The sequence below is a fragment of the Sodalis sp. RH24 genome, from assembly GCF_047324145.1.
Classification (GTDB): domain Bacteria; phylum Pseudomonadota; class Gammaproteobacteria; order Enterobacterales; family Enterobacteriaceae; genus Acerihabitans.
The window spans coordinates 336,780-359,319 of sequence record NZ_CP178729.1; the positions used below are offsets into that span (position 1 = coordinate 336,780).

The window sequence follows — 22,540 nt, forward strand, 5'->3', positions numbered from 1 at the left end:
ATTAAAACACTAAAAACCATTAACGCCATAGACGCCATTAAAACTTCATGGCGTTAAATTGAATCTATTGATTGTACATGAAATAATTAAAACCATTAAAATCTTAAATGCCTTTAAAATAGCGGTTTTAATTTGAATGCAATCACATATTTCATGCGTACTGGTCTTTATTATGCCTGCACTAATTGATAAAGGGGCAGATAATGAGCACGACAGATGATTCATATATTGTTGTCGCGGATACAACACACGCAAAAAAAATTTCCGCAAAGGAAAAATGGTGGCATATCCTGGACACCTGGAAAGTAGGTATTATTCCCCTGCCGCTATTTTTATTGGCCGGGGCGCTGATCGGCATTGATTGCCTGAGCGGGAAATTACCCAGCGATATCGTGGTAATGGTGGCCACGCTGGCATTTTTTGGCTTCGCCTGCGGTGAATTCGGTAAACGACTGCCGATTATCGGTAAAATGGGGGCCGCCGCCATCTGTGCCACCTTTATTCCTTCGGCGCTGGTGCATTACGGGTTATTACCCGATGTCGTGGTCGCTTCCACCACCGCGTTTTTTAAAACCACCAATATTCTTTATCTCTATATTTGCTGCATTATTGTCGGCAGCATCATGAGCATGAACCGGCGCACGCTGATCCAGGGATTCCTGCGCATTTTTTTCCCGATGCTGTGCGGCGAAGTGGCAGGCATGCTGGTGGGCATGGGCGTCGGGCTGATGCTCGGCCTGCCGCCGTTCCAGATTTTCTTTTTCCTGATCCTGCCCATCATGGCCGGCGGCGTCGGCGAGGGCGCCATTCCGCTCTCCATCGGCTACGCCGCGCTGTTGCACATGGAGCAGGGAGTGGCGCTTGGCCGCATCCTGCCGATTGTGATGCTCGGCGGCCTGACCGCCATTGTGATTGCCGGCTGCCTTAACCGCGTGGGCAAGCGTTATCCCCACCTCACCGGCGAAGGCAACCTGATGCCCACCAGGCCCGGCGCGCAAGACGCCGCCGACGCGGAACCGGCCCAGGCCGCCGCCGGTAAAACCGACGTGACCACCATTGCCGCCGGCGCGCTGCTGGCCGTGCTGCTCTATATGGTGGGCATGCTGGGCTATAAGCTTATCGGCCTGCCGGCGCCGGTGGGCATGCTGTTTATCGCGGTGCTGATCAAACTGGCCCACGGCGTATCGCCGCGCATGCTGGAAGGCTCGCAGGTGGTATATAAATTCTTCCAGACATCGGTGACCTATCCGATCCTGTTTGCCGTGGGCGTGGCCATCACCCCCTGGCAAGAGCTGGTTAACGCCTTCACCCTGACCAACCTGCTGGTGATAGTCAGCACCGTCGGCACCCTGGTCGGCACCGGTTTCCTGGTGGGCAAAAAAATCGGCATGCACCCCATCGACGTGGCCATCGTCTCCTGTTGCCAGAGCGGGCAGGGCGGCACCGGTGACGTGGCCATCCTCACCGCCGGCAACCGCATGGCGCTGATGCCGTTCGCCCAGATTGCCACCCGCATCGGCGGTGCCATCAATGTCTCGGTCGCGTTGCTGGTCTTGGGCAATTTTATTCTCTGAACCGGCGCCGGCGCCGGTAGTTAACACAGGAATGTTTATGAAACTCGCAAGTTATCTTCATCAGGGCACCAAAAGCTACGGCATCGTCACGCCCGGCGGCATCGTGGACCTGGGCCGTCGTTTCGGCCAGCGTTATCCGGATTTAAAGGCCCTGCTGGCGGGCAACGCGCTGCCCCTGGCCCGCGAACTGACCGGCGCGCCGGCGGATATTGCCCTCGCCGGGCTGACGTTCCTGCCGGTAATCGAACATCCGGACAAAATTTTATGCGTCGGCATGAACTATGCCGCCAAACGCCGGGAGTTCAATGAAATGAATCCGGCGCCCACCCTCTTCGTGCGTTTTGCCGATTCACAGACCGGGCACGGCACGCCGGTCGAAAAACCCAGCCATTCGGCGGAGTTTGATTACGAGGGGGAACTGGCGGTGATTATCGGCCGGGGCGGCGAGGATATCCCCGCCGATCGCGCCTTATCCCATGTCGCCGGCTACAGCTGTTATATGGACGGCTCCGCCCGCGACTGGCAGCACACCTGGTTCACCGCCGGCAAGAACTGGCGGCGGACCGGCGCGTTCGGACCCTACCTGACCACCGCCGACGAAATCCCCGATCCCCATGCGCTCAGCATCCGGACCTGGCTTAACGGCCTGATGGTGCAGGACGACAATACCCGCAGCATGATCCATAGCATCGCCGAGCTGATTGAATATATCAGCACCTTTACCCGGCTGAATGCCGGCGATGTGATTATTACCGGGTCGCCGGGCGGCGTCGGTAAAAAACGCACGCCGCCGCTGTTTATGAAGGCCGGCGACTGCATCGAGGTCGAAATAGAAAATATCGGCCATTTGCGCAATATGGTCATCGACGCGCAGCGGCCCACGGCCGCCGCGGCGTCCCATATCGCCGCGTAGCGCCGCGCCTGCGCCGCCGGCTTTTTACTCCATGATAGGAAAAACTGTATGTACGATCGGGACCCCCTGGACTTTTCCGTGCTGACCGTTAACCACCCGCGCGATAACCTGGCGGACGTGCGCGCGTTGCTGGAGGCAAGTCTTCTGGGCATGGACGCGGATATCGCCAGATTCGTGGTGGCCCGCAGCGGCGGGCGGCTGGTGGGATGCGCCGGCATCGCGGGAAACGTGATCAAATGTGTCGCGGTGGCGGCGGATTACCGGGGCGATAACCTGAGCGCACGGCTGGTGGGCGAGGTGGAGCAACTGGCCATACGCCAGGGCCATTTCCATCTGTTCCTGTATACCCGGCCGGCGAACATCGGCGTATTTCGCGGCTGCGGTTTTTACCCCCTGGCGCAGACGGGCCAGGTGGCGGTGCTGATGGAAAATACGCCGGTGGGCGTGCGGCGCTACAGCCGTTCGCTTGCGCAATATTACCGGCCGGGCGCGCCCATCGGCGCGGTGGTGATGAACGCCAACCCCTTCACCCTCGGCCACCGCTATCTGGCGGAACAGGCCGCCGCCGCCTGCGCCTGGGTGCATATCTTTGTGGTGCGCGAAGACGTGTCGCTGTTTCCGTATGCCGCGCGCCTGGACATGGTGCGCCAGGGCGTGGCGCATCTGGCCAACGTGACGGTGCATGACGGGTCCGACTACCTGATCTCGCGCGCCACCTTTCCCGGCTACTTCCTGCGTGACGCCGGGCTGGTGGGCAAAACCTACAGCGCCATGGATTTACTGATTTTCCGTCATTATATCGCGCCGCCGCTGGGCATTACCCACCGTTATGTCGGCACCGAGCCCTATTGCCCGGTGACCCATCAATATAACCACGATATGCACGAGTGGCTCGAAGACCCGGATCGCGCGGCGCAGCCGCCGTTGCGGGTAGTGGAGATCGCGCGCGCATGCCATGCGCCGGGCCGGGCGATATCAGCTTCCGAGGTGCGGGCGCTGCTTTCGCAACGGCAAATGGCGCGCATCCGCGACCTCGTCCCGCCGAGCACCTTTGCTTATCTTTGCCGGCGCGAGACGAGGCCGCTGGCCGGGATCTGCGCAACGGGCGCGTAATGTGGCCCGGGACCCTTTATTTAGCCGTGTTTTTTTAATCAGGAACGCATTATGAAAATCATACAAGAGGCCCTGGCGGGCACCTTTGAGTCCAGCGATTTGCTGGTCAAGGTCGCGCCTAACAGCGGCGAATTAAGCGTGGTGATCAACAGCGAGGTGATAAAGCAGTTCGGCGCGCAGATCCGCCGGGTGATCGACGCGACGCTGGCGGCCATGGATGTCAAAGAAGGACTGATCATTATCGACGATAAAGGGGCGCTGGACTGCGTGATCCGCGCCCGCGTGCAGACGGCGGTGCTCCGCGCCGCCGGGGCCGATCGCATCCAATGGGAACACCTGTCATGAAAAAGCTTCGCCGCAGTATGCTGTTTATCCCCGGCGCCAACGCCGCCATGTTGTCCACCGCCTTTATCTACCGTCCTGACTCCATCATGTTCGATCTGGAGGACGCGGTGTCCCTGCGCGAGAAGGACAGTGCGCGCATTTTGGTATTCCATGCGCTGCAGCACCCGATGTACCGCGATATCGAAACCGTGGTGCGCATCAATCCGCTGAATACGCCCTTCGGCCTGAAGGATCTGGCGGCGGTGGTTCGCGCCGGCGCCGACGTGGTGCGACTGCCTAAAACCGACAGTCCGGAGGATATCCACGAGCTGGAAACCCATATCGAGCGCATCGAGCGCGAATGCGGGCGCGAGGTTGGATCCACCCGCATTATGGCGGCTATCGAATCCGCCATCGGCGTTATTAATGCGGTGGCGATTGCCCGCTGCTCGCCCCGGCTTATCGGCATCGCGCTGGCGGCGTTCGATTATGTCATGGATATGCAAACGGAGCGCGGCGACGGCACGGAACTGTTCTATGCCCGCTGCGCGGTGCTGCACGCCGCCCGCGCCGCCGGGATCGACGCCTTTGACGTGGTCTATGCCGATATCAACGACGATGCCGGTTTCCTGCGCGAGGTCGATCTGGTGCGCAAAATGGGTTTTAACGGCAAATCGCTGATTAACCCGCGCCAGATTGAACTGCTGCACAACGCCTACGCGCCCACCCAGGAAGCGGTGGATTACGCCGAGCGCGTCATCCAGGCGGCCGAAGAAGGCGAACGCAACGGGCTGGGGGTGATTTCACTTAACGGCAAGATGATTGACGGCCCCATTATCAACCATGCCCAGGTGGTATTGGAGCGCGCCCGGGCTTCCGGTGTGCGGCGGTAAGTGTTTTCACGTTAACAGAATGACAGGAATACCTAATGAGTGACGTAACAGACGATTTACAGGCGCAGTACCGCCATTTGCCGCCGCTGGCGCCGTTCAGCCATGCCAACCGCCTTACGCCGTGGCTGGCCGACGGCCAGGCCAAACACCAGCGTAAACTGTGCGCCAGCCTGGAGCAGGCCATCGAGCGCAGCGGCCTGCGGGACGGCATGACCATCTCTTTTCACCATGCCTTCCGCGAGGGCGATATGGTGATCAACCGGGTGGTGGAGACGCTGGCCCGGCTGGGATTTAAAAACCTGACGCTGGCCTCCAGCTCGCTGATGACCTGCAACGATGCGCTGATCGAGCCGATCCGCGCCGGCGTCATCAGCAAAATTTATACCTCCGGCATGCGCGGCAAGCTGGCGGACGCCATTTCCCACGGCCTGATGGAAGAACCGGTGCAAATCCATTCCCACGGCGGCCGGGTGAAACTGCTGCAGGACGGTGAGCTGAAGATAGATGTGGCCTTTCTGGGCGTGCCCTGCAGCGACGAGTTCGGCAATGCCAACGGCACCCAAGGCAAATCCCGCTGCGGTTCGCTGGGATACGCCATGGTGGACGCGCAGTTTGCCCGCAAAGTGGTGCTGCTTACCGAGGCGCTGGTGCCCTTTCCCAATATGCCGGCCAGCCTGGGGCAGGATCAGGTGGATTATATCGTGACGGTGGATCAGGTGGGCGACCCGGCCAAGATAAGCGTGGGCGCGGCGCGCGTGACCAGTAATCCGCGCGAGCTGATGATTGCCCGCACCGCCGCCGATGTCATCGAGCACTCCGGCTATTTTGTCGAGGGTTTTTCCCTCCAGACCGGCTCAGGCGCATCCTCCACCGCCTGCACCCGCTTCCTGGCGCAGAAAATGGAACGCCTGGGCATCGCGGCGCGCTTTGCGCTGGGCGGCATTACCGGCAGCATCGTCGATCTGTTTGAGCAGGGCCTGATCGCCAGGCTGCTGGATACGCAATCCTTCGACGGCCAGGCGGCGGCCTCCCTTGAGCACAACGCCAATCATATCGAGATCTCCACCAACGTCTATGCCAATCCCGGCGCCAAGGCCGCCTGCTGCGACCAGCTGGATATCGTGATTTTAAGCGCCCTGGAAATCGACCTGGCGTTTAACGTCAATGTGATAACCGGCTCCGACGGGGTGATGCGCGGCGCGTCCGGCGGGCACTGCGACGTGGCCGCCGCCGCCAACCTGACCATCGTGGTGGCGCCGCTGACGCGCAGCCGGATCCCAACCGTAGTGCGCCGGGTCACCACCCTGGTGACGCCCGGCGAGAGCATCGACGTTCTGGTGACCGATCAGGGAATTGCCGTCAATCCGGCGCGGCCGGAAGTGCGCCAGCGTCTGGTGGATGCCGGTCTGGAGGTCGTGGATATCGAACAGCTTTATCAACGGGCGGTGGGGTTGACCGGCGAGCCGAAGGCCATCGCGTTTACCCGGCGCATTGTCGGCGTTATCCGCTATCGCGACGGCAGCGTCATCGACGTGGTGCGCCAGGTTCAAGAGGACAGCTAAATGACTATCGCCGATTCACTGCAGTTCGCCGTTTCGCTGGAGGAATTGCTGACGGCCCGGGATCTGCGCGCCGCGCGGCAAACGGAATGGCTTGCGCGCCACCGGCGCCCGCTTATTTCATTAACCCTGGTATCACCTGGCCCGGTGAAGGATTCGGCCCGCTACCGGCGCTCGATGCGCGCCGCGCTGGCAGCCTGCGACGCGCTGCTGGCGCAGCGCGGCTGGCCGGTGCTGGCGCGCGCGGTGTGGTGGCCGGACACCGGGCCGGAGGCATTTTGGGCGGTTGATCATGCCGCCGTGGAAATCAAGGCCGCCACGGTGGCGCTGGAGAAGGAGCATCCCCTGGGGCGGCTGTGGGATATTGATGTGCTTTTCCCGGCCGGCGGCGTTATCGGCCGCCGCTCCCTTGACCAGGCGGGACGGCCGTGTTTGCTGTGCGACCAGCCCGCCCATGCCTGCGCGCGGTCGCGCCGCCATCCGCAGGAAGAGGTTATTGCTAAAATAGAGGGGCTGCTGGATGCCTATTTTGCCCGCTGATAACGGCGCCCGGACGGCCGGCGCCGGCTACCCGGCATGGGCCGCGCCATCCGCGTCGCCAATGATACGGGATGACGCCGGCCGTCAGGCCGCGCCGCCGCCAGCGCTTGATCTGCTGGCCGCCGCCGCGCTGCGCGAGGAAGTGATGCTGACGCCAAAACCCGGGCTGGTGGACGGCCGCAACAACGGCGCGCACCGCGATATGGATTTGCCGCTGTTTATGCAAAGCATAACGGCCATCGCGCCCTGGTTCGGCCGGTTTATCGCGTTGGGCGAGCGGTGCGCCGGAATGCCGGCGCAGCGGGTACTGGCTGAAATCCGCCCCACCGGCCTGGCCTGCGAGCACGCCATGTTTGCCGCTACCGGCGGCGTCAATACCCATAAAGGGGGGATTTTTTCCCTGGGCTTGCTGTGCGTCGCCGCCGGGCGCCTGAGCGGGCGGGGGCAGGCGTTGACCCGTAGCGCGTTATGCGCCGACGTGGCGGCGATCTGCGCCCGGCTGGTGGCGACGGAACTGGCCGGCTGCCGCCGGGCGGCTACCGTGGGCGAGCATATTTACCTGCGCCATGGCCTGACCGGCGCGCGGGGCGAGGCCGCCCGCGGATTCGCCACCGTGCGCGATCATGCCCTGCCGGCCTGGGATCGGCTGCTGGCGGTGGGGACGAAAAGAGAAAGCGCGCTGCTGCACTGCCTGCTGGTGCTGATGGCCCATAATCCCGATACCAATCTGGTGGCGCGCGGCGGCCTCGGCGGGCTGCGGTTTGTGCGCGGCTATGCCCGGCGGCTGCTGGCGGACGGCTGGCGCGAGCAGGATCTGGAGGTCATGGATCGCGCGCTGACGCGGCGCAATCTCAGCCCCGGGGGCAGCGCCGATCTGCTGGCGGTCATGTCCGTGCTGGCGCGGTTCCCGGCATGAACCTTCGCCGGCCGGCACAGCAACGGGCCGTGAACGGGCAGCCTGGGCCAGAACGCGCCGCGCCCGGCGATACGGCGCGCTCTGGGCCGGGCGTTTATCCGCCGCGGCCCGCCGACGGCCAATCGCCCGCCGCCGACGTTTATGCGCCGCTGCGCGTGATACTGGTGCCAGGCATCAACGACAGCGGCCCCGAGCATTGGCAAACCTGCTGGCAGCGGGCGTTTCCCGCCTGGCGGCGTATTGCCCAGCGCGACTGGCTGCAGCCGGATCTCGACGGCTGGCAAACGGCCATCAGGCGCGCGCTGGACGCGCCGGCGGCGCCGGCATTGCTGATAGGCCATAGCTTTGGCGCGTTGTCGTCCTGGTATTATGCCAGCCGCTGCGCCGGCCAAATAGCCGGGGTCGTCCTGGTGGCGCCCGCCGAGCCGGTGCGCTTTGAAATCGAGGATCGCATCCTGCCGGTACGGCTGCCGGTGCCCAGCCTGATGTTCGCCAGCCATAACGATCCACTGCTGGCGTTCCCGCGCGCGCAATACTGGGCCGACGCCTGGGGCAGCGAACTGGTGGATGTGGGGGAGGCCGGCCATATCAACGCCCAGTCCGGTTTTGGCGCCTGGCCGCACGGCCTGGATTGCGTGGCCCGGTTCGCCCGCCGGCTGGCGGCGCGATACTAGGGGCGTCGCCGCGCGGATCGGGCAAAAAAATCAACGCCCGAAAAATGTCGTCGGCAAAAATACATTCCTTTAAGATGGCGCTTATGTTGGGTTACAGGGTGCCGATCGCGATGTTTTTTGAACTGCCTGATGTGGATACGCTATACGCCGCGCTGCTGGCGCGCGACCCGGTCTATGATGGTTTTGCGTTCGTGGGGGTCAAAAGCACCGGCGTGTTTTGCCGCCTGACCTGCCCGGCGCGCAAGCCCAAAAAAGAACATGCCGTTTTTTACGCCACCGTGGTCGAGGCCATGGAGGCGGGTTTCAGGCCGTGCAAACGGTGCCAGCCCCTGTCGTTGTTCGGCGCGCGGGATAAAACCCTGGGCATGCTGCTGACCCGCCTGGAAAGCGACCCGGAAAAAAAATGGTCGGAAGACGACCTGACCGCGGCGGGTTTGGATCCCTCCACCGTAAGGCGGGCGTTTAAACGCCAGTTTGGCGTCACCTTTCTTGAGATGGCGCGGCTGCGCCGGCTGGGCAAGGGCATTCACCAACTGACGATGGGGGCGGACGTCATAGAGGCCCAGCTGGAGGCCAGCTTTGAATCGGGCAGCGGTTTTCGCGCCGCCATTACCCGGCACCTGGGCATGAATCCCAGCCAGGCCCGGCGGCATCGGTTTCTGAAAAGCCGCTGGCTGGACACCCCGCTCGGCTCCATGCTGGCGGTGGCGGACCAGCAGGCGCTGCACCTGCTGGAGTTTGCCGATCGCCCGGCGTTGCCCGCGGAACTCACCCGGCTCAGGAACCTCACCGCCTCGGAGATCGTTATGGATAGCACGCCGGTCACCGACCAGTTGGAGCGCGAGCTGAACGACTATTTCGCCGGCGCATCCTGCCGCTTCGCCACGCCGCTGGCCGAGCATGGATCGCTATTTACCCGCCGGGTCTGGGATGCCTTGCGCGCCATCCCCGCGGGCCAGGTAAGAAGCTATTCGGCGGTGGCCGCCGCCATCGCGCGTCCCACCGCGACCAGGGCGGTGGCCCGGGCCAACGGCGCCAACCAGATTGCCATTTTGATACCCTGCCACCGGGTCATCGGCGCCGACGGCACCCTGACCGGCTACGGCGGCGGCTTATGGCGCAAGCAGTGGCTGATCGAACACGAAAAACGGCGGTTCTCAGGCGAAGGGCGGGGCGGGCAGCAAAATGTCGTCGATAATGCCTAATACGCCGGCCTCATTATTCGAGGCGGCGAGGTAACGGGCCGCCGCTTTGATCGTGTCCGGCGCGTTGGCCATGGCGTAGCCGTAGCCCGCCTGTTGCAGCATTTCGAGGTCGTTGCCGCCGTCGCCGAAGGCCGCCACCTCATCATCCAAGATATGCCATAGCCGCTGAAGTATCCGCAGCCCGTTGGCCTTATGCAGGCCGGGAATAATCAGATCGACCGACCCATGGCCGCTGGATACCGGGGTGACGATGCCCTCCAGTTCAGCGGCGATAAAACGGATAAACCCGGGTAATTTTTCATCGGGCAGCGAGAGCGCAAATTTAAATATCGTGCCGGTGACGGCGGAAAAATTATCTACCCCCGCCAGGCGATGATAATAACGGTTGATCCGCCGGTAGAGGTGCGGTGCGACGCTGTTAAGCAGATAGGCGCTTTCCCTGGCGCAGACGACGGTGTGCAGATAAGGTATCTCCGCCAGCACGGCCAAGATCCTTTCATAGTGTTCCCGGCTGAACTCGCCGCAGAACACTTCCTGGCCGCCGTTGACGACGTAGGCGCCATTCTCGGCGACAAAGGCGATTTCACCGGCAATGTCGGGGAAAAAGGAGATCAGCTGGTAGTACTGATTACCGCTGGCCACCACAAACTTTATGCCCCGCCGGCGCAGGCTGTCGTATTGCCGGCTGAATCGCTGCCGGTCATAATTTTTGCCGTCGTCCAGGAACGTGCCGTCCATATCCACCGCAATCATTTTGATGCTCATCCGCGCTCCAGAGTCTGTCGCCGCGCTATTGTGTGCCGGGGCGGCGGGCAGGACGACTTTATAAAAGTGTTTTATAAAGTGGCAAATTATCGGGAATTCCAGCGGCTGTCAAGGACAACATCGTACTGGCCGCGCTATCGCCCGGGAGGGTCGTCTGCCGCGTTTTTGCCGGGATCATAGTCGCCAGCGCGCAGCGTGAACAGCAGGCTGGGTACGTGGCCCGGCACATCGTCAATGCTGCCGGCCCGTACGAGTCCCGCTTTAATCAGCACCCGCTGCGACGACAGATGGTTTTCCCGGACGGTGGCGGAGATCTCCGCGAGCCCGAGCGCGCCGAAGCCGGCGGCGACCGCCGCCCGCGCAAATTCGGTGGCAAGGCCCATTCCCCAGGCATCGGCCGCGAACCGGTAACCCAGGTTATTGATGACCCGGTCGCCCAAGGGGCGCACGCTCAGGCCGCCAAAGCCGATAATCGCCTCCGGCCCGCGGTTGAGCTTAATCGCCCAGGTGCCGAAACCGAAAGCCTGCCAATGGGTCAGCCAGCCGGCCAGCACCCGCTTGGCATAGGCAAGATCGGGATAGGGACCGGCGGGATTAAAGGTCTGGGTTTCCGGGTCGCCGTAGATGCGGTACAGGCTGTCGCCGTCGCTTACCCGTACGGGGCGCAAATGCATTCTCTCGGTGTACAGTTCCAATGGCATCCCCCGGTTATTGTTCCAGCAGTAACGCCATCATAACGCTTGCGCTTGATAGTTCTGTATAAAAAACATTAAAACCCGCCATCCTCACGCAACGGCCAATTGAATGCCATACTCAGGGCTGAAATCAGGAATCTCATCCATCGGGAGTAACAATGAGCAAAAAAAAGCACCATAACGACGACCAGGAATCACCCTCCGCGCAGATCCCGTCCGGCAAGGAGTACGATCAGGTCCTGCATTTACTGCAGGTAGAGCTGGTCAAGCTGCAGCGCGAAATCATCAGCGCCAACGATAAAATCGTGGTGATCTTCGAGGGCCGCGACGCGGCGGGCAAAGACGGCATTATCAAAACCATTTCCGAACACCTGAGCGCGCGTGAAATCCGGGTAGTCGCCCTTGGCAAACCCTCGGAGCGGGATCAGGCCGAATGGTATTTCCAACGCTACGTGGCGCAGCTGCCGGCGGCGCAGGAAATGGTGCTGTTCAACCGCAGCTGGTACAACCGCGCCGGCGTCGAGCGCGTGATGAAGTTTTGCACCGACGAGCAGTACGAAGAATTTATGAACACCGTGACGGATTTTGAACAGCTGCTGGTGCGCTCGGGCATTAAGCTTATCAAATATTATCTGGATATCAGCAAGCGCGAACAAAAGGAGCGGCTGGAATCCCGTCTCACCGATCCCCTGAAACAGTGGAAAATCAGCCCCATCGACCAGCAGGCCACCAAGCTGTGGAAGCCGTACAGCGAGGCGCGCAACCTCATGCTGACCCGCACCCATACCCCGACCACGCCGTGGATAGTGGTGCATACCGACGATAAACATACGGCGCGCGTCAATATCCTGCGCGACTTGCTTGGGCGCCTACCATACCAGGGCAAGGATAAAAATCTGGCTCTGCCGGACCCGGAGGTGCTGTATGCCTTCGATACCGTTTGCATTGAAAACGGCCGGCTTGCGCCCTGACGGCCGGCGCGGGCCCCGGCGATCCCCGGTTGACCGCCGGCGCGCCTTGCCTTGCGCCTGCGGCCCGGGCGCGCTATTGTCATAGGTCGTTTGCGCGGCATGACCGGCGGCGCCCGGCGTTCCCCTGGCGGGGCGGGGCGTGCCGCCGATGAAACCTGGCCCTCTATCATTTGAAAAGGATAAAACATGACCGAGTCTCTTTACGACATACCGCTTAAACACATTGACGGTACTCCCGGCAGCCTGGCGGCGTACCGCGGCAAGGTGCTGCTGGTGGTCAACGTGGCGTCCAAATGTGGGCTGACGCCGCAGTATGAAGGGCTGGAAAAACTTTACCAGGAACGGCGCGCCGGCGGGCTGGAAGTGCTGGGTTTTCCCGCCAATAACTTCAAGGGCCAGGAACCGGGCAGCGACGCGGAAATCAGCGACTTCTGCGCCGTCAACTATGACGTGCACTTCCCGATGTTTTCCAAATTATCGGTGCTTGGCGAGGATCAGCATCCTTTATACGCCCAGCTGACCGCGGCGCAACCGGTGGCTACCGGCGACGGCCCGTTTCGCGAGCGCCTGAAGGGCTATGGGGTCGACCCCACCAATCGCCAGGACGTATTATGGAATTTTGAAAAGTTCCTTATCAACCGGCAGGGCAAGGTTATCGCGCGGTTTGCGCCCGATGTCACCGCTGACGATCCGCGGCTGCTGCGCGCCATCGACGCCGCGCTCGGCTAACCCCCCCTGCGGCCCGGACTGGCGCGGGCGGGGCCGGCGCCGGCGCTTAATCCGGGGCGCTATTCCTCTCATCCCACCGCCGCGGCAAAAGCGCCGTAAACAGCGCGGATATCTTATCCCGGCAAGGCCGGTATGCTAAAATCAGCGCCAGGCGATTTTCTCCCCAGTCATGGGATGAATAGGGTTTTGCAATGATTACCATGCAGGATGTTGCGATCAAGGCGGGCGTCTCCAAATCCACGGTGTCCCGTGTCCTGTCGGGCGATAATTATGTCAAGGAAACAACGCGCCAACGGGTATTCAAGGCTATTGAAGAATCCGGCTACCGTCCCAACCTGCTGGCCAGGAGCCTGGCGACCAAAAATTCGCAAAGTATCGGCCTGATCGTCACCAACACCCTGTTTAACGGTCCTTATTTCAGCGAACTGTTGTACCAGACCGCCAAAATGACCGAAAACTACGGCCGGCAGCTTATCCTGGTGGACGGGAAACACAGCGTCGACAGCGAGCTTGAAGCGATCCAGTTCCTGCTGGATCGCCGCTGCGACGCCATTATTATCTATCCGAGCTTCCTGGGTGAAGCGGAGTTGATGGGCCTGATCGCCCGGCACGATATCCCGTTCCTGGTGATTAACCGCGATTTGCCGCATGCCCGCGAGCATTGCGTATTCGCCGATCATCAGCGCGACGCCTGCGAGGCGGTGGCGTATCTCATCGCGCAGGGACACCGGGACATCGCCTTTATCACCGGCGCGGCCGGGTCGCCCACCGCCGCCGCGCGCGCGGCGGGATACCGCCAGGCCCTGGACGCCGCGGGCATACCTGTGAATGAATCGCTGCTCGCCGCCGGTCAATGGTCGTTAAACAGCGGGTTTAACGCCTGCCTGGCGCTGCTGGACGGCGCGGCCGCCTTCAGCGCGCTGGTGTGCGCCAACGACGATATGGCCATCGGCGCCGCCAGGGCGCTGCGTGAGCGCGGCCGGGCGGTGCCCGGCGAGATCTCGTTGCTCAGTTTTGACGATATTCCCGTGGCGTCGTATCTTAATCCGCCGCTGACCACCGTGCATGTGCCGGTGGCGCAGATGATTAAAAGCGCGCTGGAGCAGGTGGTCAACGTACTTGACGGCAAGGGGGTATCGCCGCTCAAGCCCTTTAGCGGCCGGCTGATGGTGCGCGACTCCGTTATTCCCGGTCCCTTCGCCGGGCGGTAAATGCCCGCCCGGCGAAGGGGTGCTGGCTTAATACCCGATATCCGTCTCCAGGCGCTGTCCGTTGCTTTTAATCACCCGCTGGTACCAGAAAAAACTCTTTTTCCGCAAGCGGGCCAAATCCTTCAGGTCGTGCTCGTCGCGATTGACATACACGAAGCCGTAGCGTTTGCCGATGCCCTGATGGGTGCTGACCAAGTCAATCGCCGACCAGGGGCAATACCCGAACAGCGCCACGCCGTCGGCAAGGGCTAACCGCAGCTGGCGTATATGGTCGCTGAGATACCGGATACGGTCATCGTCATACACCTTGTTGCCCGCCGCCAGCGTATCAAACGCGCCCAGGCCGTTTTCGGTCACGATCAGCGGCAGGTGGTAACGCTCATAAATTTCCCGGCAGGTCACGCGCAATCCCACCGGGTCGATATACCAGCCGAACTGATTATGTTCCAGATGCGGATTATCGGCGCCGATATACACCGCGCGATCCATGCCGGGCAATTGTTGATCCTCGATGTCGCGTGCGTTGTCCGGGGCGGCGTTTTCCCGCGGCACGTCCGCCGCCACCGTGGTGGAGGCATAATAATTAAAGGCGATAAAATCGGGACGCCCCTGCGCAAGCAGGTTCATGTCCTCGTCGGCGATGCGCGGCAGATAGCCTTTTTCCGCCATAAAACGCCAGGCCAGCGCGTTATACCGGCCGTGGCAGGCCAGATCCAGGTAAAGCCAGTTGCGGATGGACGAATAATTATTGGCGGCGATCGCATCCTCCGGGCGCGGGCTGGCCGGATAGACGCAGGAAATATTCGGCGCCGGGCCGATTTTGGCGGCCGGCAGCAGCTCATGGCAGGCGATCATCGCCCTGGCCTGCGCCAGCATCATATGGTGGTTTTGCTGGTAGAGGGTCTTTTGCGGATCGGGGGTGCCGGGGGGCAGGGTACCGATGACGTCGCCTTTCAGGATCATCATGTTCTGTTCGTTGATCGTCAGCCAGTAGTGGACACGATCGCCGAAGAGGGCAAAGGCGGTGCGGGCAAAGCGTTCAAAGGCCGCGATGGTGCGCGGGTTCGACCAGCCGCCCTGAAGCTGCAGCGCCCAGGGCAAATCGAAATGGTACAGCGTCACCAGCGGTTCGATGCCGTGGCGGCGAATGTCATCAATCAGCCGCTGGTAAAAGGCCACACCCAGCGGATTGAGCTCGCCGTCGCCCTCGGGATACAGCCGGCTCCAGGCAATGGAAAAGCGGTAGGTCTTCAGCCCCAGTTCGGCGAACAGGGCGATGTCCCCGGCAAAGCGGTGATAGTGATCGCTTGCGACGGTGAAATCGCTCAGCGCCGGCGGGAATTGCGCCCGATCGATCACCGTCGGGCCTTTGCCGTCCTCGTTCCAGGCGCCCTCCACCTGATACGCCGAGGTGGAGGCGCCCCAGAGAAAGTCCGCTGGAAAAGGGGGCAACGTCTGATAATGCATATCCATCTTCCTCAGTGAGTATTGTGATGACCTTTGCGCGGCTTATGCCGCCTGCGGCCGGGTCTGCGGCAGCGGGCGATCCTGCGCCAGCAGCTGGCGTTCATAGATTTTGAAAAAGGGGTAATACACCAGGGTCGACACGGCCAGCAGCACCACCACCAGCAGCGCCGCGCGGAGATCCCAGCCGGTGGACCAGGCCGCGCCGATGGGGGCCGGGGTCGTCCAGGGCGCCATGGAAATCACCCGGCCAACCAGTTCGGTACGGGTGGCGATATACGCAAGCGTGGCGTTAATCAGCGGCGCGGTGATAAAGGGAATAAACAGCGTCGGATTCATCACCACCGGCGAGCCGAAAATCACCGGCTCGTTGATATTGAACAGGCAGGGCACCAGGCTGAGTTTGCCGATGGACCGCAGGTGGGCGGAACGGCTGCGCAGATAAAGCAACACTAGTCCCATGGTGGAGCCGGAGCCGCCGATGACGATAAAAAACTGCCAGAAGGGTTCGATAAAGATATGGGTCAGCGGCTGGCCGGCGGTCAGTTCCTGCTGGTTGATGCCAAGATTAGTCAGCCAGAAGGCCTGCAGCATGCCGCCGACGATGACCGCGCCGTGGATGCCGGCAAACCATAATAAATGGCAGATCAAGACCGCGATCAAAATCGCCGGCAGCGTATCGGCGGCGGAAATAATCGGGCCGAACAGCGCCATGATGGCTTGAGGCAGCAACATGCCGAACTGCGATTGGATAAACAGGCTCAGGGGATAGAGGGTAAAAAATATGGCCAGCACCGGAATCAGTAAATCAAAGGATTGCTGTATTTTCGGCGGCACCTGCTCCGGCAGATGGAAGCCAATATTCCTGACCTGCAGGAAATGCATTAATTCGGTGGCGAAAATCGCCACCAGCAGGGCGGTAAATATCCCGGTGCCGCCCAGCGAGGAGACCGGCAGCATTTTATCGGTTTGCGGGGCGGCCACCACCATGAACGCCATCAGCGATAACATGGCGGCCATAAACCCGTTCATTTTATAACTGAGGGCCAGGTTATAAGCGATGGCGGCGGCAATAAACAGCGACATAATGCCCATGGTCATATTGTACGGCATGAGGATAACCGACTCATATTGCGCCGCCATGCGCAGCCACCATTGCGCAAATGCCCAATCGCTGGTGGCGGAAAAAGGCGGGTGCGCGAACACCAGCATAAAGGAGCCGACGATCAGAAACGGCATGGCGGAAATAAAACCATCCCTGATCGCCATTACGTGGCGCTGGCTGGATAATCTGCCCGCAATGGGACTGATGGTGTTTTCAATGACGCCAAATACCGATGCGCTAATTCCGGACATAGTTTCTCCTAGGCGTTAAGCAGCGCCAGCGTGTCGTTTAATATCTTTTCGCCGTTCATCATGCCGTAATCCATACTGTTAATAACCACGATGGGTTTATGCTGCTCATCGGCGATGATTTTGAAATCGCCGAGCTTATATTTGATCTGCGGCCCCAGCAGGCAGCAATCGTAATGGGGTAATTGCTCGGCAAACTCTTCCAGCCCCACCGCTTTTATTTCGACGTCCAGTCCTTTTATTTCAGCGGCTTTCAGCATTTTTTTCACCACCATGCTGGTGGACATTCCGGCGGCGCAACACAATAGGATCTTTGGCATACAGCGGCCCTCTTATGACATGGTGTAGGGAGTAATACCTGATGGACTTTTTTTCTGCAACCGGTTTCAGAAACCGGTTGCGGTTTTGTGATGACGGTCAATGGCCGGTCCGCGGCGGGGCGGGGCAATCGGTGACATGAGACGGCTTATGCCGACAACTGTCGGCGGCCTCACGGCATAACTCACACAAAATAGGAGAAAATAGCGTTCCAGAATATTGCCGGGGGTTGCGCCGTGCCACGTACTATTATGTTGATCCCAACCGACCTGAGCGTCGGATTAACCAGCGTCACCCTGGGCGTGATCCGGGCCATTGAGCGCAAAGGCATACGCCTGAGCGTATTCAAGCCGGTTGCCCAGCCGCGCGACGGCAGCAGCCGGCCGGACCAGACCACCGCCATCATCCGGGCCAACTCCGCGATTGCCGTCGCGCCGCCCCTTGAGATGGGCTATGTCGAGATGCTGTTGGGATCCAATGCGCGCGACGTCCTGATGGAAGATATCGTCGCGCGTTATCACAGCGCCCTGGGACAGGCGGACGTGGTGCTGATCGAGGGGCTGATGCTGACGCGGCGCCACCAGTTCGCCAACCAACTGAACCACGACATCGCCAAGGCGCTGGGCGCGGAAATCGTGCTGGTCACCGCGCTGGGAACCGGTACAACCGCGCAGCTGCGGGAGCGGCTGGAGCTGGCGTGCGCGGGCATAGGCAAACACAGCGGCGTGGCGGGCGTCATCATCAATAAAATCAACGCGCCGCTGGACGAACAGGGCCGCACCCGTCCCGACCTGTCGGAAATCTTCGACCAGGCCAGCCAGGACGGCGCCGCCGATGCGGCGTTGCCGCCGTTCAGTCATTTTCCCATGCCGATCCTGGGCGCTATCCCCTGGAGCATGGCGCTTATCGCCACGCGCGTCATCGATATGGCGCATCACCTTAACGCCCGTATCGTCAACGCCGGCGATATCCAGACCCGGCGGGTGCGTTCGGTGACCTTTTGCGCGCGCGGGCTCACCGGCATGGTCGACCTGTTTCGTCCCGGCTCGCTGCTGGTGACCTGCGCGGACCGCCCGGAAGTGCTGGTGTCGGCCTGCCTGGCGGCCATGAACGGCGTGGACATCGGCGCCATCCTGCTGACCGGCGGCTATGATATCGCGCCGTCGATAGGCCGGCTGTGTGCGCGCGCGTTCCAGACCGGCCTGCCGGTATTGATGGTGGACACCAATACCTGGCAAACCTCGCTTAACCTGCAAAACTTCAACCTGGAGGTGCCGGCCGAAGATCATCAGCGCGTTGAAAATCTGCAGGACTATATCGCCGGCTATATCGATGCCGGGTGGGTAGCCTCCCTGACCGCCGTCTCTGAACGCCCGCGCCGCCAGTCGCCGCCGGCCTTCCGTTATCAACTGACCGAAATGGCCCGGCGGGCCGCCAAACGCATCGTCTTGCCTGAAGGCGATGAACCCCGCACCATCAAGGCCGCGGCGATATGCGCCGAGCGTGGTATCGCGCGCTGCGTGCTGCTGGGCAACCCCGATGAAATACGCCGTATCGCCGCGGCGCAGGGCGTGACGCTGGGCGCGGGAATCGATTTGATCGATCCGGCCGCCGCGCGGGGACATTACCTGGCGCGGCTGGTGGCGCTGCGCCAGGGCAAGGGCATGACGGAGCTGATTGCGCGGGAACAGCTGGAGGATAACGTCGTGCTGGGTACCCTGATGCTGGAACAGGGGCACGTGGACGGCCTGGTCTCCGGCGCGGTGCATACCACCGCCAATACCATCCGCCCGGCGCTGCAGCTGATCAAAACCGCGCCGGGCAGTTCGCTGGTGTCATCGGTGTTCTTTATGCTGTTGCCTGAACAGGTGCTGGTGTATGGCGATTGCGCCATCAATCCCGATCCCGACGCCGGGCAATTGGCCGACATCGCCATCCAGTCGGCCGACTCGGCCGCGGCCTTCGGCATCGAACCGCGCGTGGCCATGATCTCCTACTCCACCGGCACGTCAGGCACCGGCAGCGACGTGGATAAAGTGCGCGAAGCCACCCGGCTGGCGCGCGAAAAACGCCCCGATCTGGCGATCGACGGTCCTTTGCAATACGACGCCGCCATTATGGCCGATGTGGCCAAAACCAAAGCGCCCGATTCGCCGGTGGCCGGCCAGGCCACGGTGTTTATTTTCCCGGACCTGAATACCGGCAATACCACCTACAAAGCGGTTCAGCGCTCAGCGGCGCTGGTTTCCATCGGGCCCATGCTGCAAGGCCTGCGCAAGCCGGTCAACGACCTTTCGCGCGGGGCGCTGGTGGACGATATCGTCTATACCATCGCCCTGACAGCCATTCAGTCCATGCAGCAATCGCCACCCGTTGAAATTTAGCCGGGGCAAACGCGAAAAGATGTCTATACTCATTACGTTATCTCTGACTGAGCTCATTTCTTTCATAAGACGTAAACTCTGTTTAGAACGAGGCAAATGCGCTGGAAACAGCAAGTCAATAAACAAAGGAGTTTTCCATGGGCATCGGAACAATCGTCTTAATCGTATTAATACTTCTGCTAATTGGTGCTTTCCCGAGTTGGCCCCACAGCCGCAGCTGGGGTTATTACCCAAGCGGCCTGCTCGGCGTGGTGGTCGTCATTCTGCTGATCTTGGTCTTATTGGGCAGGATTTAACAATTAATCCGATGCTTTAATCATTATCGGATGTATACGGGGACCTGCTTTGCGCAGGTCCCCGTTTTATTTGCGCGGGGCAGGGGAGGCGGGAGCTAGTGTTTAACCACGTACAGGTCCCGGGCGTAGACATATCCCAGTGGGCTTTCATGGAAGCCGCCGATATAGGGTTTGACCAGTTTTACCGAGACATATTGATAAACGGGAATGGCCGGTGATTCTCTGGTCAAAATATCCTCGGCCTGCTGGTAATACCGCGCCCGATCCTCTTTTGTCGACGCGGCGGCGGCATTATTTACCGCCCGGTCGTAATCCGCGTTACTGTATTTTGCCGTATTATTGCTGTCGTTGGTGACGTAGTTATTGAGGAAGGTGGACGGTTCGTTATAGTCGGCTATCCAGGCGTAGCGCACCACGTCGAAATTAGGCCCGTGTAGGGTGTCAAGCATGCTCTTCCATTCCTGGCTGTTAAGCGTGGCCTCCACCCCCAGGTTTTTTTTCCACATGGAGCTGGCGGCGATGGCGATGCGCTGGTGCGATTCGGAGGTGTTATACAACAGCGAGAACTTCAGCGGCCGCGCCGGGGTAAATCCGGCCTGCGCCAGCAATGCCCTGGCCTCGGCCACCCGCTGCTGCTGGGTCCAGCCGGCGTAAACAGGGGGGGTGAGCGCAAAGCCGCCGGTGTTGTCCGGGCTGAACAGATAGGCCGGTCGCTGGCCTTGCCCCAGCACTTTTTCGGCGATAATGGTTTTATCCAGCCCCAGGTTAAGCGCCAGCCGCACCCGCGGATCGTTAAACGGCGGCTTTTGCGTATTAAATTCATAATAATAGACCGCCAGCTTGGGCGAAATATGCACCTGCGCGCCCAGGTCCGTTTGCAGCGACCGGAATAACGTTTGCGGTACGCTCGCGGTAATATCAATTTCACCCGCCTTATAACGATTGATATCGGCGGTTTCCGACGCGATGGGCAAATAGGTGATGCGGTTGATCACGGTATGCCGGTTATCCCAGTAGCGGCTGTTCCTGACACCCACCACTTTTTCATTCACTACCCATTGCGCCAGGGTGAAGGCGCCGCTGCCGACAAAATTCTGCGGCTGGGTCCATTTATCGCCGAACTGCGCGACGGCCCGGGGATTAATCGCCACCAGGGACGGATGCGCCAGCATGCTGAGAAAGGCGCTTACCGGCTGGGTGAGGTCGATTTGCAGCGTGGCGTCGTCCAGCGCCCGCACGCCCAGGCTGTCCGCCGGCTTTTGGCCCGCGGCGATCTCGGCGGCGTTCAGCACATGCATGCTTACCAGATAACTTTCGTAAGGCGAGGCGGTGGCGGGATCGATTAAGCGTCGCCAGCTGTAGACCAGATCGCCGGCGGTAATCGGCTGGCCGTTCGACCAGGTAATGCCGGGGCGCAGGTGAAAAATCCACACCCTGGGCCGGGGATTATCCCAGCCGGCGGCAAGGCGCGGCGCCACGGCGCCGTGGCTGTCGAGGCTGACCAGTCCGTCGAAGAAGTCGCTGATGATATTAAATTCCACATCGCTCTCGACCCGGTGGGGATCGAGGGAAGCCGGCTCGCTGCCGTTATTGCGCACGATGTCCTGCCGGGCCGCCAGTTCGACTCCGGCGGGCACCTCGGCGCCCAGGGCCGTGGCGGCCGGCAACAGCGCGGCCATCGCGCCCAGGGTAAATCCCGCCAGTGTAATGCCCGGCAGTCTGGTTGTCTTCATGCCTCCCCCTCCTTATTGTCGCGGATAAATAATGTCTGTCCGGCAGTCTCCACCATTCCTACCATCAACATGGCGCGCCGTCCAGGCCTGGTCCCCGTGGCGCTTAACGCCGGATAAATACGCCGCCGCCGGTGCCGGGCCGGGGCATGGCGCGATGCCGGGCGGTGCGCATGGCATGACCGACATCAAGAATAGCGCCGCTAATCAGGACAATATGCGTCTCACTGTCTACGCTTATCTACATTGACCGACATTGCACTTCCGCAGTCGGCAGGTTCTGCTACAGGAGTTTATTATGCGGCGTATTGTGTTTTTCATCGCCACGGCCTTAACCGCCAATATGGCGTTGGCCCAGCCCCAGCCGGCGGTGCATACCGCAAGCCTGGTGGGCGCCGACGGCAAGGATATGGGTAAGATTACCCTTTCGGACGCGCCTAAAGGGGTGATTATGCGCGTGGAGGCCACGGGGCTTGCTCCCGGCTGGCACGGTATTCATTTCCATGAAAAGGGGGTTTGCGATGCCAAAGATAAGTTCAAGGACGCCGGCGGGCATGTCCACTCCGCGATGCCGGTGGTGCATGGTTTGTTGAACGCCAATGCCAACGATCAGGGCGACCTGACCAATATCTACGCCGGCGCCGACGGCAAGGCCTTTGCGGAAATCTATTCGACGCTGGTGTCGGTGACGCCCGGCACCCCGCGCCCCGCGCTGCTGGACGGCGACGGTTCCTCGGTGGTTATCCACGCCAATCCTGATGATTACCAAAGCCAGCCCATCGGCGGCGCCGGCGACCGTGTCGCCTGCGCGGTGATAAAATAACCCACCGGCAAGCCCGCGCGGGAACGTGCGGCGGGTATGATGGGCAAGCAGAACTTATGGCGAGGTTGACGTCTTGCCCATTATGCCGGT

The 22,540-nt window shown here is 61.2% G+C and carries 22 protein-coding genes; 16 read left to right on the top strand and 6 right to left on the bottom strand.

All coding sequences use genetic code 11. The features are described 5' to 3' along the window. Positions 1-203 precede the first annotated feature (203 nt). The 10 genes from ACL2XG_RS01500 to ACL2XG_RS01545 all read left to right on the top strand — a co-directional run bounded on the left by ACL2XG_RS01500 (position 204) and on the right by ACL2XG_RS01545 (position 9,711). Complete coding sequence (locus ACL2XG_RS01500; protein WP_410014645.1) at positions 204-1,574, top strand: 2-hydroxycarboxylate transporter family protein; 1,371 nt, start codon at positions 204-206, stop codon at positions 1,572-1,574. Between the two features lie 37 nt (positions 1,575-1,611). Continuing rightward, positions 1,612-2,487 carry a fumarylacetoacetate hydrolase family protein gene (locus ACL2XG_RS01505; protein ID WP_413723061.1) on the top strand — a complete coding sequence of 292 codons (876 nt, stop codon included), beginning with the start codon at positions 1,612-1,614 and terminating at the stop codon, positions 2,485-2,487. 48 nt (positions 2,488-2,535) lie between these two features. Then, complete coding sequence (citC, locus tag ACL2XG_RS01510) at positions 2,536-3,600, top strand: [citrate (pro-3S)-lyase] ligase (protein ID WP_410014647.1); 1,065 nt, start codon at positions 2,536-2,538, stop codon at positions 3,598-3,600. 51 nt (positions 3,601-3,651) lie between these two features. Beyond that, a complete protein-coding gene (citD, locus tag ACL2XG_RS01515; protein WP_413723060.1) occupies positions 3,652-3,945 on the top strand; it encodes a citrate lyase acyl carrier protein in 294 nt (97 codons plus the stop codon). Continuing rightward, entirely contained in the window at positions 3,942-4,817 is an 876-nt protein-coding gene (gene citE / locus ACL2XG_RS01520; RefSeq protein WP_410014649.1) for a citrate (pro-3S)-lyase subunit beta, read from the top strand. Before citD ends, citE begins: the two co-directional genes overlap by 4 nt. A 35-nt stretch (positions 4,818-4,852) precedes the next feature. Next, the gene (citF, locus tag ACL2XG_RS01525; protein ID WP_413723059.1) at positions 4,853-6,379 is read left to right on the top strand and encodes a citrate lyase subunit alpha; all 1,527 of its coding nucleotides are present in this window, start codon (positions 4,853-4,855) and stop codon (positions 6,377-6,379) included. Further along, positions 6,380-6,916 (top strand): citrate lyase holo-[acyl-carrier protein] synthase, encoded by a 537-nt coding sequence (gene citX / locus ACL2XG_RS01530; RefSeq protein WP_413723058.1) that lies wholly within the window; start codon positions 6,380-6,382, stop codon positions 6,914-6,916. Between the two features lie 61 nt (positions 6,917-6,977). After that, entirely contained in the window at positions 6,978-7,832 is an 855-nt protein-coding gene (citG, locus tag ACL2XG_RS01535; RefSeq protein ID WP_413723454.1) for a triphosphoribosyl-dephospho-CoA synthase CitG, read from the top strand. After that, positions 7,829-8,506 carry an RBBP9/YdeN family alpha/beta hydrolase gene (locus ACL2XG_RS01540; RefSeq protein ID WP_413723057.1) on the top strand — a complete coding sequence of 226 codons (678 nt, stop codon included), beginning with the start codon at positions 7,829-7,831 and terminating at the stop codon, positions 8,504-8,506. The genes citG and ACL2XG_RS01540 overlap by 4 nt, the downstream gene beginning before the upstream one ends. A gap of 83 nt (positions 8,507-8,589) precedes the next feature. Further along, positions 8,590-9,711, top strand: a complete 1,122-nt coding sequence (locus tag ACL2XG_RS01545; RefSeq protein WP_413723056.1) for a bifunctional transcriptional activator/DNA repair enzyme AdaA — start codon at positions 8,590-8,592, stop codon at positions 9,709-9,711. Here ACL2XG_RS01545 and ACL2XG_RS01550 read toward each other — a convergent pair. Next, positions 9,664-10,476, bottom strand: coding sequence for a Cof-type HAD-IIB family hydrolase (locus ACL2XG_RS01550; protein ID WP_413723055.1), 813 nt, complete (start codon positions 10,474-10,476; stop codon positions 9,664-9,666). The two genes, ACL2XG_RS01545 and ACL2XG_RS01550, sit on opposite strands and share 48 nt — an antisense overlap. Before the next feature lie 134 nt (positions 10,477-10,610). Then, a complete protein-coding gene (locus ACL2XG_RS01555) occupies positions 10,611-11,171 on the bottom strand; it encodes a GNAT family N-acetyltransferase (protein WP_413723054.1) in 561 nt (186 codons plus the stop codon). Between the two features lie 158 nt (positions 11,172-11,329). Here ACL2XG_RS01555 and ppk2 point away from each other — a divergent pair, with 158 nt between their 5' ends. The 3 genes from ppk2 to ACL2XG_RS01570 all read left to right on the top strand — a co-directional run bounded on the left by ppk2 (position 11,330) and on the right by ACL2XG_RS01570 (position 14,082). Further along, positions 11,330-12,142, top strand: coding sequence for a polyphosphate kinase 2 (gene ppk2 / locus ACL2XG_RS01560; RefSeq protein WP_413723053.1), 813 nt, complete (start codon positions 11,330-11,332; stop codon positions 12,140-12,142). Between the two features lie 186 nt (positions 12,143-12,328). Continuing rightward, on the top strand, positions 12,329-12,871 hold the full coding sequence (locus tag ACL2XG_RS01565) for a glutathione peroxidase (RefSeq protein WP_410014658.1): 543 nt from the start codon (positions 12,329-12,331) through the stop codon (positions 12,869-12,871). A 191-nt stretch (positions 12,872-13,062) separates the two neighbouring features. Then, entirely contained in the window at positions 13,063-14,082 is a 1,020-nt protein-coding gene (locus ACL2XG_RS01570) for a LacI family DNA-binding transcriptional regulator (protein WP_413723052.1), read from the top strand. 27 nt (positions 14,083-14,109) lie between these two features. Here ACL2XG_RS01570 and ACL2XG_RS01575 read toward each other — a convergent pair whose 3' ends face one another. The 3 genes from ACL2XG_RS01575 to ACL2XG_RS01585 are packed head-to-tail and all read right to left on the bottom strand — an operon-like array spanning position 14,110 to position 17,219. Beyond that, on the bottom strand, positions 14,110-15,549 hold the full coding sequence (locus ACL2XG_RS01575; protein ID WP_410014660.1) for a glycoside hydrolase family 1 protein: 1,440 nt from the start codon (positions 15,547-15,549) through the stop codon (positions 14,110-14,112). A 42-nt stretch (positions 15,550-15,591) separates the two neighbouring features. Continuing rightward, positions 15,592-16,902 carry a PTS sugar transporter subunit IIC gene (locus ACL2XG_RS01580; protein WP_413723051.1) on the bottom strand — a complete coding sequence of 437 codons (1,311 nt, stop codon included), beginning with the start codon at positions 16,900-16,902 and terminating at the stop codon, positions 15,592-15,594. An 8-nt stretch (positions 16,903-16,910) separates the two neighbouring features. Then, positions 16,911-17,219, bottom strand: a complete 309-nt coding sequence (locus tag ACL2XG_RS01585; RefSeq protein ID WP_410014662.1) for a PTS sugar transporter subunit IIB — start codon at positions 17,217-17,219, stop codon at positions 16,911-16,913. 249 nt (positions 17,220-17,468) lie between these two features. Between ACL2XG_RS01585 and pta the strand changes: the two genes are divergently transcribed. After that, positions 17,469-19,601 (top strand): phosphate acetyltransferase, encoded by a 2,133-nt coding sequence (gene pta / locus ACL2XG_RS01590; RefSeq protein WP_413723453.1) that lies wholly within the window; start codon positions 17,469-17,471, stop codon positions 19,599-19,601. A 137-nt stretch (positions 19,602-19,738) separates the two neighbouring features. Next, a complete protein-coding gene (locus ACL2XG_RS01595) occupies positions 19,739-19,897 on the top strand; it encodes a DUF3309 family protein (protein ID WP_410014663.1) in 159 nt (52 codons plus the stop codon). Positions 19,898-19,992: 95 nt separating this feature from the next. On the opposite strand, the gene ACL2XG_RS01600 is transcribed toward ACL2XG_RS01595, so the two are convergent. After that, positions 19,993-21,630 carry an ABC transporter substrate-binding protein gene (locus tag ACL2XG_RS01600; protein ID WP_413723050.1) on the bottom strand — a complete coding sequence of 546 codons (1,638 nt, stop codon included), beginning with the start codon at positions 21,628-21,630 and terminating at the stop codon, positions 19,993-19,995. Between the two features lie 295 nt (positions 21,631-21,925). Here ACL2XG_RS01600 and sodC point away from each other — a divergent pair, with 295 nt between their 5' ends. Continuing rightward, positions 21,926-22,450 (top strand): superoxide dismutase[Cu-Zn], encoded by a 525-nt coding sequence (gene sodC / locus ACL2XG_RS01605; protein ID WP_410014665.1) that lies wholly within the window; start codon positions 21,926-21,928, stop codon positions 22,448-22,450. Positions 22,451-22,540: the final 90 nt, after the last annotated feature.

Excerpts from the sequence above, each read along its gene's own strand:
- ACL2XG_RS01595 (WP_410014663.1), top strand. The coding sequence starts at position 19,739 with ATGGGCATCGGAACAATCGTCTTAATCGTATTAATACTTCTGCTAATT.
- ACL2XG_RS01600 (WP_413723050.1), bottom strand. The coding sequence starts at position 21,630 with ATGAAGACAACCAGACTGCCGGGCATTACACTGGCGGGATTTACCCTG.
- ACL2XG_RS01585 (WP_410014662.1), bottom strand. The coding sequence starts at position 17,219 with ATGCCAAAGATCCTATTGTGTTGCGCCGCCGGAATGTCCACCAGCATG.
- ACL2XG_RS01565 (WP_410014658.1), top strand. The coding sequence starts at position 12,329 with ATGACCGAGTCTCTTTACGACATACCGCTTAAACACATTGACGGTACT.
- ACL2XG_RS01575 (WP_410014660.1), bottom strand. The coding sequence starts at position 15,549 with ATGCATTATCAGACGTTGCCCCCTTTTCCAGCGGACTTTCTCTGGGGC.
- citC (WP_410014647.1), top strand. The coding sequence starts at position 2,536 with ATGTACGATCGGGACCCCCTGGACTTTTCCGTGCTGACCGTTAACCAC.
- ACL2XG_RS01580 (WP_413723051.1), bottom strand. The coding sequence starts at position 16,902 with ATGTCCGGAATTAGCGCATCGGTATTTGGCGTCATTGAAAACACCATC.
- ACL2XG_RS01505 (WP_413723061.1), top strand. The coding sequence starts at position 1,612 with ATGAAACTCGCAAGTTATCTTCATCAGGGCACCAAAAGCTACGGCATC.
- citG (WP_413723454.1), top strand. The coding sequence starts at position 6,978 with ATGATACGGGATGACGCCGGCCGTCAGGCCGCGCCGCCGCCAGCGCTT.
- ACL2XG_RS01545 (WP_413723056.1), top strand. The coding sequence starts at position 8,590 with ATGTTGGGTTACAGGGTGCCGATCGCGATGTTTTTTGAACTGCCTGAT.
- ACL2XG_RS01540 (WP_413723057.1), top strand. The coding sequence starts at position 7,829 with ATGAACCTTCGCCGGCCGGCACAGCAACGGGCCGTGAACGGGCAGCCT.
- citD (WP_413723060.1), top strand. The coding sequence starts at position 3,652 with ATGAAAATCATACAAGAGGCCCTGGCGGGCACCTTTGAGTCCAGCGAT.
- ACL2XG_RS01550 (WP_413723055.1), bottom strand. The coding sequence starts at position 10,476 with ATGAGCATCAAAATGATTGCGGTGGATATGGACGGCACGTTCCTGGAC.
- sodC (WP_410014665.1), top strand. The coding sequence starts at position 21,926 with ATGCGGCGTATTGTGTTTTTCATCGCCACGGCCTTAACCGCCAATATG.
- ACL2XG_RS01500 (WP_410014645.1), top strand. The coding sequence starts at position 204 with ATGAGCACGACAGATGATTCATATATTGTTGTCGCGGATACAACACAC.
- ACL2XG_RS01570 (WP_413723052.1), top strand. The coding sequence starts at position 13,063 with ATGATTACCATGCAGGATGTTGCGATCAAGGCGGGCGTCTCCAAATCC.
- citF (WP_413723059.1), top strand. The coding sequence starts at position 4,853 with ATGAGTGACGTAACAGACGATTTACAGGCGCAGTACCGCCATTTGCCG.
- ppk2 (WP_413723053.1), top strand. The coding sequence starts at position 11,330 with ATGAGCAAAAAAAAGCACCATAACGACGACCAGGAATCACCCTCCGCG.
- citX (WP_413723058.1), top strand. The coding sequence starts at position 6,380 with ATGACTATCGCCGATTCACTGCAGTTCGCCGTTTCGCTGGAGGAATTG.
- citE (WP_410014649.1), top strand. The coding sequence starts at position 3,942 with ATGAAAAAGCTTCGCCGCAGTATGCTGTTTATCCCCGGCGCCAACGCC.
- pta (WP_413723453.1), top strand. The coding sequence starts at position 17,469 with ATGTTGATCCCAACCGACCTGAGCGTCGGATTAACCAGCGTCACCCTG.